The sequence below is a fragment of the Maribacter sp. C-4077 genome (genome assembly GCF_055378385.1).
The window spans coordinates 3,107,751-3,120,557 of sequence record NZ_AP038807.1; the positions used below are offsets into that span (position 1 = coordinate 3,107,751).

At 43.0% G+C, this 12,807-nt stretch carries 12 protein-coding genes; 4 read left to right on the forward strand and 8 right to left on the reverse strand.

The annotated features are described in order from the left end of the window. Positions 1–48: 48 nt before the first annotated feature. Positions 49–3,003 carry an amidohydrolase family protein gene (locus ACZ41C_RS13430; protein ID WP_464562130.1) on the reverse strand — a complete coding sequence of 985 codons (2,955 nt, stop codon included), beginning with the start codon at positions 3,001–3,003 and terminating at the stop codon, positions 49–51. A 214-nt stretch (positions 3,004–3,217) separates the two neighbouring features. Continuing rightward, positions 3,218–4,279 (reverse strand): DUF3810 domain-containing protein, encoded by a 1,062-nt coding sequence (locus ACZ41C_RS13435; protein WP_464562132.1) that lies wholly within the window; start codon positions 4,277–4,279, stop codon positions 3,218–3,220. A 66-nt stretch (positions 4,280–4,345) separates the two neighbouring features. Here ACZ41C_RS13435 and ACZ41C_RS13440 point away from each other — a divergent pair, with 66 nt between their 5' ends. Then, entirely contained in the window at positions 4,346–5,809 is a 1,464-nt protein-coding gene (locus ACZ41C_RS13440; protein ID WP_464562134.1) for an aminoacyl-histidine dipeptidase, read from the forward strand. A gap of 58 nt (positions 5,810–5,867) precedes the next feature. On the opposite strand, the gene ACZ41C_RS13445 is transcribed toward ACZ41C_RS13440, so the two are convergent. The 3 genes from ACZ41C_RS13445 to ACZ41C_RS13455 are packed head-to-tail and all read right to left on the reverse strand — an operon-like array spanning position 5,868 to position 8,580. Then, positions 5,868–7,007 (reverse strand): peptidylprolyl isomerase, encoded by a 1,140-nt coding sequence (locus tag ACZ41C_RS13445; RefSeq protein WP_464565763.1) that lies wholly within the window; start codon positions 7,005–7,007, stop codon positions 5,868–5,870. Positions 7,008–7,015: 8 nt separating this feature from the next. Beyond that, on the reverse strand, positions 7,016–7,567 hold the full coding sequence (gldI, locus tag ACZ41C_RS13450; protein ID WP_464562136.1) for a gliding motility-associated peptidyl-prolyl isomerase GldI: 552 nt from the start codon (positions 7,565–7,567) through the stop codon (positions 7,016–7,018). Beyond that, complete coding sequence (locus ACZ41C_RS13455; RefSeq protein WP_464562138.1) at positions 7,564–8,580, reverse strand: DHH family phosphoesterase; 1,017 nt, start codon at positions 8,578–8,580, stop codon at positions 7,564–7,566. The genes gldI and ACZ41C_RS13455 overlap by 4 nt, the downstream gene beginning before the upstream one ends. Positions 8,581–8,716: 136 nt before the next feature. On the opposite strand from ACZ41C_RS13455, the gene ACZ41C_RS13460 reads away from it, so the two are divergent. Then, positions 8,717–9,136, forward strand: a complete 420-nt coding sequence (locus ACZ41C_RS13460) for a nucleoside-diphosphate kinase (RefSeq protein ID WP_464562140.1) — start codon at positions 8,717–8,719, stop codon at positions 9,134–9,136. A 354-nt stretch (positions 9,137–9,490) separates the two neighbouring features. Here the strand turns inward: ACZ41C_RS13460 and ACZ41C_RS13465 are convergent, their stop codons facing one another. Genes ACZ41C_RS13465 through recF form a run of 3 tightly spaced genes read right to left on the reverse strand, consistent with a single transcriptional unit; the run spans position 9,491 to position 11,286 of the window. Next, positions 9,491–9,787 carry a DciA family protein gene (locus ACZ41C_RS13465; protein ID WP_464562142.1) on the reverse strand — a complete coding sequence of 99 codons (297 nt, stop codon included), beginning with the start codon at positions 9,785–9,787 and terminating at the stop codon, positions 9,491–9,493. Positions 9,788–9,789: 2 nt separating this feature from the next. Continuing rightward, positions 9,790–10,203, reverse strand: coding sequence for a lipocalin-like domain-containing protein (locus ACZ41C_RS13470; protein WP_138259406.1), 414 nt, complete (start codon positions 10,201–10,203; stop codon positions 9,790–9,792). 3 nt (positions 10,204–10,206) lie between these two features. Then, the gene (gene recF, locus ACZ41C_RS13475) at positions 10,207–11,286 is read right to left on the reverse strand and encodes a DNA replication/repair protein RecF (protein WP_464562144.1); all 1,080 of its coding nucleotides are present in this window, start codon (positions 11,284–11,286) and stop codon (positions 10,207–10,209) included. A 122-nt stretch (positions 11,287–11,408) separates the two neighbouring features. Between recF and ACZ41C_RS13480 the strand changes: the two genes are divergently transcribed. Further along, entirely contained in the window at positions 11,409–12,176 is a 768-nt protein-coding gene (locus ACZ41C_RS13480) for a tetratricopeptide repeat protein (RefSeq protein ID WP_138259408.1), read from the forward strand. Beyond that, positions 12,176–12,658 (forward strand): 6,7-dimethyl-8-ribityllumazine synthase, encoded by a 483-nt coding sequence (gene ribH, locus ACZ41C_RS13485; RefSeq protein WP_138259409.1) that lies wholly within the window; start codon positions 12,176–12,178, stop codon positions 12,656–12,658. The genes ACZ41C_RS13480 and ribH overlap by 1 nt, the downstream gene beginning before the upstream one ends. The last annotated feature ends 149 nt before the right edge of the window (positions 12,659–12,807 follow it).

A 12,807-nucleotide genomic window follows, 5' to 3' on the forward strand; every position in this document is an offset into this window, starting at 1 on the left:
TTTTTTAATGCTCGTTTCATCTTACTAGGTATTTTCGATTTTAGAATTTTAAAGCGTTTCACAAGTGAACGTTTGTTTTACACTTTGTTTTGGACCTTGGGTCTTTTTGCCTCCGGCTTTCTCCTCCAACATCATTTTTACCAACTCGTTGCGTTCTTTTTTTATGGCTTCCCGCTGGGCTTTGTCCTTTTCCAAATCAAAGTAAGTGGTACCTTCAATGATGGTTTTTTCGGCTTTCGTATACACTGATAATGGATTGCCGGACCATAAAACAAGGTCAGCATCCTTTCCTTCCTTGATACTACCCACACGGTCATCCAGATGAAGGAGCTTCGCCGGGTTGATGGTCACCATTTTCCAAGCTTCGAGTTCCGTCATACCTCCGTATTTGATGGTTTTGGCCGCTTCCTGATTCAAACGCCTCATCATTTCGCGATCGTCACTATTTATGGCGACCGTGACACCTTGTGAATGCATGATGGCGGCATTATAGGGAATGGCATCCTTTACTTCGTATTTGTAGGCCCACCAATCGCTAAAGCTTCCTGCCCCAACACCGTGCTCGGCCATTTTATCGGCTACCTTATATCCTTCCAAGATATGTGTGAAGGTATTGACCCTAAACCCAAAGTGCTCCGCAACTTTCATCATCATATTAATTTCGCTCTGTACATAGGAATGGCATGAAATAAACCGTTCACCATTGATAATTTCTGCCAATACTTCCATTTCTTCATCATAACGATAAGGCTGTCCGCTTTTTTTCTTTTCGTCGTACTCTTTGGCACGTTGAAAATAGTTCATGAACACCTGCTCCACGCCCATTCTCGTCTGCGGGAAACGGGAGTAGCTATCCCAATTGGACTGTTTTACGTTTTCGCCCAAGGCAAATTTTATAAACTTGGGGGAGTTATCGTAGATAAGACCATCCGCTTCCTCACCCCATTTTAATTTTAGGATGGCCGAACGACCCCCAATAGGGTTTGCGGAACCGTGCAATAACTGAATCGAAGTAACCCCACCCGCCAGACTATGGTAAATTCCCATATGTTCAGGATCTACAACATCTTCCATTTTCACTTCTGCCGAGCTATTATGACCTGCTTCATTGACGGCAAGTGCCGCAATATGGCTGTGTTCGTCAATGATTCCGGCAGTTAGGTGTTTGCCTGTGGCATCGATGACCTTGGCGCCGCTGGCTCCCAAATTGGTGCCTATTTTAGCGATTTTTCCATTTTTGACCAACACGTCCGTATTTTCCAAAATTCCCGCTTCCTCACTGGTCCAGACCGTGGCATTTTTGAACAACAAATTTTCCTGCTTAGGTTTGGAGGTATAGCCGTAGCCCACATTTGGAAAGGTAACTGGCATTACCTTGGGAGCATCGGAAGCATCGCTGTCATCTTTGGATTTTTCCTCAAAACCTGATTTTTTGTTGGCCATAAAGGAGGTTTCCGTTCCGTCCGGCAATATCAACCTGCCGGAAAGATTGTCGGTATCCGGAAGCACCGCTCCTATCATCCGGTAGGTTTTGGCACCTTTATCGGCGGAAAAAGAAAAGGTCAGCCAATCATTTTCATAGGATATTTTTGAATCCAGTTTTACGGTATCCAGCTTTACCTCCATTTTGGGCTTTGCGAGTTCCCCAGTTATGGAAATATCATAGGTTTTACCTTCGGTAGTCAGGGTATAGTCACCCCGTATGTCCGTGATGTCCTTATTGTTGATGCTATTTTTATTCCCTTGTACCCAGTTTTCATAAAGGGTCGTGGACTTGTCAAAAATATCGCCCGATGTAATCAGGAAGTTTGCATGCGCCCCTTTTTTTAGGGTTCCAAGTACATTTGATTTTCCCAATATTTCGGCAGGAACCGTAGTTAGCGCCTCTAGGGCCTTTGTTTTGGGTAGGCCATATTCTATAGCCTTCATCAGGTTATCCTTGAATTTTGACATGGATTTTAGTTCGTAGGGTGTCAGGGAAAAAGTGACCCCATTTTCGGCCAGCACTTTCGGATTGGTGGGGGCCTGGTTCCAGTAGCGCATATCCTCCAAGGATACATACCCTGCCTGATAAGGGTCGGAAACATCATAGGCATCCGGAAAATTCAAGGGGATTATGAACTTGGCGTTGGTGGCCTTTATTTCATCAATGCGCTCAAACTCATTTCCACCGCCTAGAATGGTATATTGAATACCATAGGCGTCCCCAATTTTATCGGCACGTAGGTCGTTGCCCTTATCCTTGGCCTCAAAGATTTGGACCAGTCCCTTGTTTTTTATTAATGCCTCCAAGGATCGATCCGTTGTGGATGCATTTCCGTTTGCATACCAATTTGCGTCACTATACATCTGGCGCAACAAGGCTAGCGCACCCATTAGGGAGGTGGGGTAGGACTGTTGTTTGGTAACACTCTTTTCCAACGAAAAATATTGGGCGGATCTATCATCCAGTACCCTGTTGGCATCTGTACCCGCATTGTTCAGGGCGATGAGTACACCAGTACCCCGAGCGATTCCATCATGGATATGCGAATTCACCGCACCAAAACCCGCTTCAATCAATTCCTTCGCTTCTTTTTCGTCATACTTGAAACTGCCAATGGCATCGTTTTCGGGCATGATATGGTCGTTCCAGTAAAACCCTTCCCGAGTGGGCTCAAATTGCGGGGAACGTCTGCCACCACTGCTTCGCTTTGGTTGTTCTACCCCAAACTTGGAATAGATGTCTATAAAGGAAGGGTATATTGATTTACCGTTTAAATCCACCACGATTGTATTTTGTGGTAGTGTTACGGATGCGCCAACATTGACCACTTTGCCGTTTTGGATGAGCAGCGTTCCTTTTTGAATGACTTCGGTAGGGGTCACAAAAATCTTGGCGTTCGTAAAGGCCGTAAAATTATTGTTGTTCGCTTTCACGCCTTCGCTTTCAGGGAAGTAATCCTGAGAAAAGAGTAGGGCACTACACCAAAATAGGCATAGTGAAAAAATAAGTTTTTTCATTTTTGAGTTCGTTTGATTAGTCCTTTTAAAAGTAAGGTTTAATCATTGCTATCCGATGATTTTAGTTTTTTTTAACACTTAAAACGGCCAAATTGTGTGACTTTGAATACAGCTATTAAAATTTGGAAAATTTTATAACAAATTGATATAAATAGTATCAAATTGCTAAAGGTTTTACTCGTTTTGGTAAGCTAATTTTAAAATTGCCTGTATTCTAAAGCGGATATTTTTTGTGATAGGCTATCACAAGGGAAACCACCCCGTTGTAACTTTTAATACCCTGTTCTTGATTATTCGCCTTTAAAAAGGAATTGAAGATCGATTTGAATACGGGTTCCAAGGGGTTTTCATATTGTTCCCAAAACAGGGCCATTTCCTCAAAATTGGCCCGGACACCTGGATTGAGTTTTTGGAACATTCGGTCGAAAGTTTCTCTATTTCCACGCCGTACATCGCTGAGACAATATCCCATGACATAAGCATATGCTGCATATTGAAAATAGGGGTCCTTGTTTTTTGATGTTACCAAGTATCCAATGAAATTGGTCTCATTTTCGGCTGAATAACCCAATTGATGGCCAATTTCGTGTCCGGTGACAATGGGAAACCTAAAATTGGGCAGGATGCCGTTTACCTGGGCTTCATTGGTAAATGGGTTCAAGTAACCCGCGTAGCCCATATAGGTGAGTCCGGTGCTAAAAAGTGAGGTTTTCACGCTTGGATGTTCGTACCCCAAAAAACCGAATTCCTTGGCAAGCTCATGATAACCTTCAATGCTCATTTGAAACATTTCATTTTGGGAATAGGGAATGTTCACTTTTTCAAGGGTATCGCCAACCACATATTCTTGTATGGAATTTGTTTTTTGGATAAGCCTTTCCGTAAAGTCCAATAATTCTTGATAATCCTTGGTTTCGGTCAAACCCAATTTCTCCGATAGCGGTCTGCGATAATAATTAAATCCCCATACCAGATGGAATGTCAGGTAGGCAATGGACAGCACCATCAGCACATCCCTTAGAAACTTCAGTTTTTGTGTTTTGATAAAGGTCCATCGTCGGTATAAGTAAAAAATGACTGTACATATTAGAAGGAAATAGAGTAGGTCGCCCACGGAAAAAGGAATCCAACCAAAGAGCCATCTGAAAAATCCGGATATATGGGGATACAGCCCCATGCTGTAATAGGATTCTATGAAATCTGTGTTTTGGCCCAACCATTTTACAAGCATAATTTGGGGAATCAAGGAAACCGCGATTACGGTTTTTAAGGACATCTTCATGATTTCAAAAATAGGGATTTGATTTTATGGTATGTATTTTTACTGAAAAATTTCAATCTTATGAAAAACCAGATACTCGAATTAGAACCCAAAAACGTTTGGAAGAACTTTTCAAGATTGAATGCGGTTCCCAGACCTTCCAAAAAGGAGGAAAAGGTGATTCAATTTATGGTCGATTTTGGAAACTCATTGGGGCTAGAAACCTTGACCGATGCCGTTGGAAATGTCATTATCCGGAAGCCTGCAACAGCTGGTATGGAACAAAGAAAAACCGTCACCCTTCAGTCCCATTTGGATATGGTGCACCAGAAAAATTCGGAAACCGACTTCGATTTTGAGAATACCGGGATTCAAATGTTTGTTGCCGGTGATTGGGTGAAAGCGAAGGGTACCACTTTGGGAGCCGACAATGGTATGGGAGTCGCTGCCATTATGAGCTTGTTGGAATCCACGGAAATTGCGCATCCACCTTTGGAAGCCTTGTTCACCATAGACGAGGAAACCGGGATGACGGGAGCTTTTGGGTTAAAGGATAGTCTGTTACAAGGAGAAATTCTGTTGAATTTGGATACCGAAGAGGACGATGAAATCGATATTGGGTGTGCGGGGGGCATTGATGTCACAGCAACCAAATCTTATAATCAGACTCCTAGAATATCGGGGGAAGTCGGCCTGAAAATTACCGTAAAAGGACTTGCCGGGGGCCATAGCGGTATGGATATCCACAAGGGTCTGGGCAATGCCAATAAAATAATGAATCGGTTGTTGTTCCAAGGTAATGAATACGATTTTAGGATTTCTGAAATACATGGTGGGGGCCTTAGAAATGCCATACCCAGGGAAAGCGAATGTCTGTTAAATGTGGACGAAAACCAGCTGCCCGCATTTTTGGAAAAATTGAAGACCGAAGCACAAGCTATCAAAACCGAATTGGCGGTGGTGGAACCGAAACTCGATATTTGCTTTGATACAGTCATTCATCCTTTTGAAAAATTGATGGAATTGGAACAGCAGGAGCAGCTATTAAAAACTATTTATGGGCTGCATAACGGGGTTTACCGAATGAGTGCCAACATGGAAGATTTGGTGGAGACGTCCAACAATGTGGCAAATGTGACCGTTGCCAATGGCACGATAGAGATTGGTTGTTTGACCCGGTCTTCGGTTGAATCCGGAAAAATGGATTTGGCCAATGCAATAAAATCGGTATTTGAACTTGGAGGCTTTTCGGTTACATTTTCTGGGTCCTATCCCGGATGGAATCCCAATATGGATTCTGAAATACTCAAGACTGTCACATCGGTGTATAAAACACTTTTTGATGCCAAACCCAATGTGGTTGCTTGTCACGCCGGACTGGAATGTGGGATATTAGGACAAAATTATCCGGGGATGGATATGGTCAGTTTTGGACCCACCATCAAAGGGGCCCATTCTCCCGATGAACGCGTAAGCATCTCCTCCGTACAGAAATTCTGGAAGTTTTTACTGGAGGTACTAAGTCAGATACCTTTAAGGACGTGACGGGTTTGGTTTTTTTAGACCTGACAGGTTTCTAAAACCTGTCAGGTCTTTACATGTACTATTCCTGTATTCCCGTAATCTCCAAATCAAACACCAAATCTGAATTGGGAGGTATGGGTCCAGACCCCTGCGCTCCGTATCCAAGATGTGGAGGTATGAATATACGTACCTTGTCCCCAACGTTCATGCTTAAAAGACCTTCCCTGAAACCGGCGATTAAAGGTGATTCTGGACTGTAGTCCATAGGTATCGGCATGTAGCCGCCTCCCTGTAAACGTCGCTCATCGAACATGTCATATTTTCTGGCAACTTCTTCATAATTACTGTCAAACAAAGTACCATCCTCCAGATAACCGGCATACATTACGCCAACTTTTTGGCCTACTGCGGGTTTTTCGCCAGCGCCTTCGTTCAAAACAAGAATTTTTAGACCGGATTCCAAGGTTTTTGCCTCTTGCTTTTGAGTTTCCAAAGTGGATGAGAACTCCGATTTCATTTTTTCGATTTCGGCCCTTTTTGCGGCTTTTTCCTTTTCAATGGCAGCAAGACGTTCTTCCTCCCCGTCAAAATACTCTGTCATTATTTTTACGGCATCGAATTTTTTCGCTTCCTTTCCATTACGAATGATTTCAATGGTATTCATTTTTACGGGTTCCAAAGGCTTATTATTTCCGGGGGATACCTGTACGCCTGCGATGGAATCCACCACTTCCAGACCCTCTACAACTTCACCAAAAACACTGTGCCTGTTATCCAACCATGGGGTAGGAGCATGGGTGATAAAGAACTGGCTTCCGTTGGTCGCAGGCCCTGAATTGGCCATGGAAAGTATCCCTTTTTTATCATGGATGAGAGAGTCGTTGAACTCGTCCATGAATTTATAGCCCGGATTCCCGGTACCCGTAGCCAATGGATCTCCACCCTGTATCATAAAGTCCTTCATCACACGGTGGAAGGTAAGTCCGTCATAATACTTTTGCCCTTTGAACTGTTCACTAACAAAAGGGTTGTTGCCTTCGGCCAAGGATACAAAATTGGCCACCGTAACTGGTGTTTTTTCATGCTCCAGTTTCACGATAATATCGCCATGGGTGGTTTTGATATCGGCGAAAAGGCCATCGCCCAAATCCGCTCTCTGACTGGTTTTACAGCTTGCCATAAGCAAGACAAGGGCCGCCCATAGGTATGTTTTCTTTATCATAATATTTATTCTTCTAAATTATCCTGTTGTTTTTCTATGTTTAAAATTGTAATCGTCGATTTAAGGGGCACATTGGTGCCTATTTTATTATTGTCGCCATGATATCCGTAAGCTATGGACGAGGGGAAAAGGAAAGTGGCCTTTTCGTTTTCCTTTAACAACTTTACCGCCGCTCTAAGGCCCAGAAACAATTCCTGTTTGTCCACCTTATAAGTAAATGTTCCTATCTCATCTTCGGAATACAAGGTGTCGTTATCCAAGGTCAGAAGATTATATTTCATGGTAACAATATCATCCGTTTGGGGGGTATACTCCGTTGAGTCGTTCACCCTAAGGTAATGATACCAGGAACCGGAAGCACTATGGGTGTAATGCTTTAAAGAATCGATCTTTATGATTTCCTGGATTTTATTTTCTTCGGCCTCCAACAATTTTCTACTCCTTTCAATGGATTCCTTGAAATAACTGCCGCTTTTTCGCTGGACCGGTTTGCGAGGTTCAGGACCCTGACATCCATAAAGTAAAATGAAAACGAGAAGTACGCCAAGGGTTCTCATGCTGTCAACTCTTTTTTATAGTTGGGTAATAGGGATATAAAGTAATCGATGGTCTCTTGCAAGGATTTTTCGCTTTTGCCGCCAGCGGCATTGGTATGTCCGCCTCCCTCGAAGTGGTTCCGTGCAAATTCGTTCACTGAAAAATCGCCTACGGACCTAAAGGAAATTTTAAAGATCCCTTCATCCTTATTCTCGATAAAAATAACCGCAAAACGAATATTGTTCAAGGTAAGGCCATAATTCACGAAGCCCTCCGTATCGCCTTTTTCATAGTCGTACCTATCAAGTTCTTCCTGGGTCAACGTAATATAGGCCGTGTTGAATTCTTCAAGAATGACCATGTTCTTTAGGGCACAGCCCAAAAGGTGCAATCGGCTAGGCGAGTTGGTATCGTAGACTTTCTCGTGGATGGCCGTATTATCGGCCCCTTTGTCCATAAGTTCCGCAACGATGCGATGTGTCTTACTGGTAGTAGCCTTAAACTTGAAGGAGCCGGTATCCGTCATAATACCCGTATATAGGCAGTTTGCTATATCGCTGTCGATGAGATCACGGTCCCCCATGGCATCGATGAGGGTGTAGACCATTTCGCAAGTAGAGCTCATGGTTACATCGGAATACGTGATGACCGCATAGTCCGAAGGTTGCTGGTGATGGTCCACCATGATGAATTGTGCCGATGCATTTTCCAAACATTCCGCCATTTGGCCTACACGTCCAAAGTCGTTAAAATCCAACGTGAAAATCAAATCGGCATTTTCGATATACTTTTTTACTTCCGTATTATGCCTTTCAAAGTTCAAGATTTCAGTGGCCCCGGGCATCCATTTCAGGAACTTTGGAAAATCATTGGGAGCGAGTACTTGGGTTACATGACCTTTTTTTGATAGATAATGGGAAAGCGCCAGGGTGGAACCAATGGCGTCCCCATCCGGATTTTTATGCGGTACAATGGCAATCCTTTTTGAAGAGGAAAGCAATTTCTTCAACGCCGTTACTTGCTCAAAATTCATGGGCGCAAAGATACAATTTAATAGGAAAGCGAATACAGGACCCCCGTTCTTTTCACAAGGCATATTCTTTGAGTATGCTACTATAAAGTTGTGGTTCTTTGGGAAAAGCGTATTTTTGCGCAAAATTTTAGAATAAATGACTACAAATAGAACATTTACCATGATTAAGCCCGATGCTGTTGAAAATGGACACATTGGAGCTATTTTGGAAAAAATCACGGCGGCCGGATTTAAGATCATCGCCATGAAATATACCCAGTTAAGCGTACGGGATGCTCAGGAATTTTATGCCATACACAAAGAAAGGCCTTTCTTTGGGGAGTTGGTGGAATTTATGACACGCGGCCCCATCGTTTCAGCCATATTGGAGAAGGAGAACGCCGTGGAGGATTTTAGGGCCTTGATCGGTGCTACCAATCCTGCCGAAGCTGCGGAAGGTACCATCCGAAAGATGTTCGCTACGGATATTGCGGAAAACGCCATACATGGTTCTGATAGTGATGCCAATGCCTCTATCGAGGGAGCGTTTCATTTTTCCGGTAGGGAAATATATTGATAGGAAAATTTAATTTAAGAAAGTAAGGCTGTTCAAATAATGATTTGGACGGCCTTTTTTTGTGGCCTTCGCTTTGCTCCGGGAGACCGTATTGGCTTTTTGGTTGTTCGTTATTTATTATTTGTTGCTCGTTGTAGATAGTAGCTAGACGCCTTGTGATGAACGCTTTACGCTGAGCGCTTTTCGCTTAAGGCTAATAGCTTTTGCACAAAATTGTACATTGTAAACTTTTTACTATAAACTGCTACTGTTTGCTGCCAACTGTTAACTTATAACTGGTAATTGTTCATTGCCAAATGCACACTGAATACTGGCAACTGAAAACTGCTACTGCATACTGCCACTGATTTCTGTTCAACGCAGCACCAATTTTTTTATGAGCTCTTTGCCCAACTCCTCGTTCAGCATGGTGATAATCTTGGTCTTTCCATGGCTGAGTTCTTCCCGTAACACGGAAGAAGATAGGGAAACGAACAGCGTGTCCCTTTTAAGTTCCACATCCGTCGTATAATTTAATACCCCATTGCCCATAAGATTGGCCCACGCCGTACGAACATCCACCTTGTCCATTCCTTCCTGCAGGTTGTTCTTTTTTATGAAGGCGTATAGGGCATCCTGCATGCTCAAATGGTCGTTCTCTCTTCGGGACATGGTCAATCCAGTTTTATAGGTTCAAAGCGTTTGAAACGATATAGGATTCCTTCCGGATTTTCAACGGAAAATGAATCTTCTGTTAAAGATAACAACCTTTCCTGCCATTCGCTCAATGGATTTTCATAGCGCAAATAAAAAACACCGTTTTCTTGAACAATGTTAAAGGGTTCCGCATCGTCCGAAGTTTCAAACGTACCATCGAACCGGGGCACCATTTTTTTTCGGAATCCGTTATTTTCCTTAAACTCGATATAATCGACCACGGTATTCATCGGGTATTCCTTTTTGTTTCCATTAGGGAATTCCACTTCCTGAATTTCCCAGTATCCGTTTAAATGAAGTAAATCCTCCTGAGCGACCTTGTCAGTGCAGGAAACCCCGAATATCAGTAACAAAAACAGTAACCTGTTCATGGTTCAAAGTTTAAAAATCTTATACGACTGATGTATTTTTTTTACAACGGCTTCAGTCCGGTCGGCATGGGTGTCACTCACAAAAATCTGGCCGAAGTTTTCCTTGTTCACCAAGGAAATGATATGGGAAACCCTGTTTTCATCCAGTTTGTCAAAAATATCATCCAATAGCAAAATGGGATTGGTCTGTGACAAATTGCGCATAAAATGGAACTGTGCGAATTTTAAGGAGATCAAAAAGGACTTTTGCTGTCCTTGGCTACCAAATTTCTTGATGGGATACTCCCTAATGGAGAAATTTAAATCGTCCTTGTGAATACCCACGCTCGTGTATTGAAGGGCCCTGTCCTTTTCCAAGTTTTTCTGTAAGAGGGAACCCAGGCTTTCGGAGAGCAGTTTGCTTTCATACGTGAGGTTTACATCTTCAGTATTGTTGGTGATAGCCTTGTACTGCTCCTTGAAAATGGGTATGAAGTCCTCCAGAAACTTCACCCGTTTTTTGAATATTTCCGTACCGTAATTTTCCAATTGCCCGTTGTAAACGGATAATGTGGCCTTGTCAAAAGTATGGTTGGCGGCAAAGTACTTTAAAAGCGCGTTTCTTTGCGAGAGGACTTTGTTGTAATTTATCAGGTGTTGCAAGTACTCCTTGTCCGACTGGGCAATGACCCCATCCATAAATTTTCGGCGGACATCGCTCCCTTCCAAAATCAGGTCCCTGTCGGCCGGGGAAATGATTACCAGTGGCAATACCCCAATATGGTCCGCAAATTTCTCGTACGGTTTTCCGTTTCGTTTGATGATTTTTTTATTTCCTTTTTTTAAGCTACATACTATTTTTTCCTCTTTGTCCTCCTTTTGAAAGTGCCCTTCTATTACAAAGAAATCGGCATCATGCTTTATGTTTTGGGAGGAAACGGGGTTAAAATAGCTCTTGCCAAAGGATAGATGGTAAATGGAATCCAGGATATTGGTTTTTCCAACACCATTGTCCCCCACAAAACAGTTGATCTTGGAGTCAAACTCCAGATTCTTGGATTCAAAGTTTTTGTAGTTAAGAAGGGAAAGGCTCTTTAAATACATTAAAAGATTCGAGTTTTTATTGCGCAAAGTGCATCCATTGCTTGGACTTCCAAAAATAACGAATAAATACACTATTGGATTTCAATAAAAACTTTATTTTTGCGCGACCAATAAAAATAGAGATGGCAACATACAAGAAAAGAGGATTTAAGCCCAAAACAAAGGTTGAGGCTCAGGAGTTTGAAGAGCAGGAAAGTACTACCGCGGAAGTTTTTAGTTCGTTGGATGAAGGTGCTTCCAGGACCGAAGAATGGGTTTCTAAGAATCAGAATTACATCTTAGGAATCATTGGTGTGGTCGCCGTAGCCGTATTGGGGTATTTGGCCTATAATCAATTTGTATTGAAGCCAAAGGAGGCGAACGCCGCCAACGAAATGTATTATCCGCAGCAGTATTTTGACCAGGCCTTGAACAGCACCACGGCAAAGGATTCCCTGTTCACGCTTGCCTTGGAAGGTGCAGAAGGTAAATATGGTTTCTTGGATATCATTGAGGAATACAGTGGTACCAAGGCAGCCAATTTGGCCAATTATTCCGCAGGCATGTCCTATTTGAACATGAATAAGTACCAGGAAGCCATTGATTATTTGGAGGATTTTAAATCCGATGATGCCATTTTAGGGGCTCTGGCAAAAGGTGGTCTTGGAGATGCCTTTATGCAATTGGACCAACCCTCCGATGCTTTGGGCTATTACGAGGCCGCTTTCCAGCACAGCAATAACGAATATACAACGCCCAAATTCCTTTACAAGGCCGGGGTCACTGCCTTGGAAATGGGAAATAAGACAAAAGCTTTGGAGTACTTCCAAAGAATCAAGGACGAATTTTCGGGTTCCCAAGCGGCCACTTCCATCGATGCTTTTATCGGCATAGCCAAAACTGGCGCATAATGGCCACGGAGAACAAAAATCTATCGGAATACGATAAGGACACCATCCCAAACGCGAAGCACCTTCGGTTTGGGATCGTTGTTTCTGAGTGGAATTCCAACATCACGGAAGGGCTGTACCAAGGGGCCGAAATGACCTTGTTGGATTGCGGTGCCCAGGCGTCCAATATCATACGGTGGAACGTACCAGGAAGTTTCGAGCTTACCTATGGCTGTAAAAAACTGATACAACAGGAAAAACCGGACGCGGTCATTGCCATAGGGAGTGTCATACAGGGTGAGACCAAACATTTTGATTTTGTCTGTAGCGCTACCGCGCAGGGTATCAAGGACCTCAACGTACAATTTAATGTTCCCGTCATTTTTTGTGTCCTAACGGACAATACCATGCAACAGGCCATTGACCGAAGTGGTGGAAAACACGGTAATAAAGGTGCCGAAGCTGCCATCGCTGCAATTAAAATGGCCGTGTTGGGCAATTAGCCGTTTCCTTTTCATTCCATCTTACTTGCTCCATATTTTCATCTGTTCATATTTAAAATTTTTAAAAGGTCAGATGCAATTATTCACATCGCTGTTTATTGTATTTTCAAAAGGTGTTCATGAATCTTTGATTTCGCCAATAACAATCA

Coding starts and splice junctions, on each gene's coding strand:
- recF (WP_464562144.1), bottom strand. CDS start 11,286: ATGTATTTAAAGAGCCTTTCCCTTCTTAACTACAAAAACTTTGAATCC.
- ACZ41C_RS13440 (WP_464562134.1), top strand. CDS start 4,346: ATGAAAAACCAGATACTCGAATTAGAACCCAAAAACGTTTGGAAGAAC.
- ACZ41C_RS13455 (WP_464562138.1), bottom strand. CDS start 8,580: ATGAATTTTGAGCAAGTAACGGCGTTGAAGAAATTGCTTTCCTCTTCA.
- ACZ41C_RS13430 (WP_464562130.1), bottom strand. CDS start 3,003: ATGAAAAAACTTATTTTTTCACTATGCCTATTTTGGTGTAGTGCCCTA.
- ACZ41C_RS13460 (WP_464562140.1), top strand. CDS start 8,717: ATGACTACAAATAGAACATTTACCATGATTAAGCCCGATGCTGTTGAA.
- ACZ41C_RS13470 (WP_138259406.1), bottom strand. CDS start 10,203: ATGAACAGGTTACTGTTTTTGTTACTGATATTCGGGGTTTCCTGCACT.
- ACZ41C_RS13480 (WP_138259408.1), top strand. CDS start 11,409: ATGGCAACATACAAGAAAAGAGGATTTAAGCCCAAAACAAAGGTTGAG.
- ACZ41C_RS13435 (WP_464562132.1), bottom strand. CDS start 4,279: ATGTCCTTAAAAACCGTAATCGCGGTTTCCTTGATTCCCCAAATTATG.
- ACZ41C_RS13465 (WP_464562142.1), bottom strand. CDS start 9,787: ATGTCCCGAAGAGAGAACGACCATTTGAGCATGCAGGATGCCCTATAC.
- ribH (WP_138259409.1), top strand. CDS start 12,176: ATGGCCACGGAGAACAAAAATCTATCGGAATACGATAAGGACACCATC.
- gldI (WP_464562136.1), bottom strand. CDS start 7,567: ATGAGAACCCTTGGCGTACTTCTCGTTTTCATTTTACTTTATGGATGT.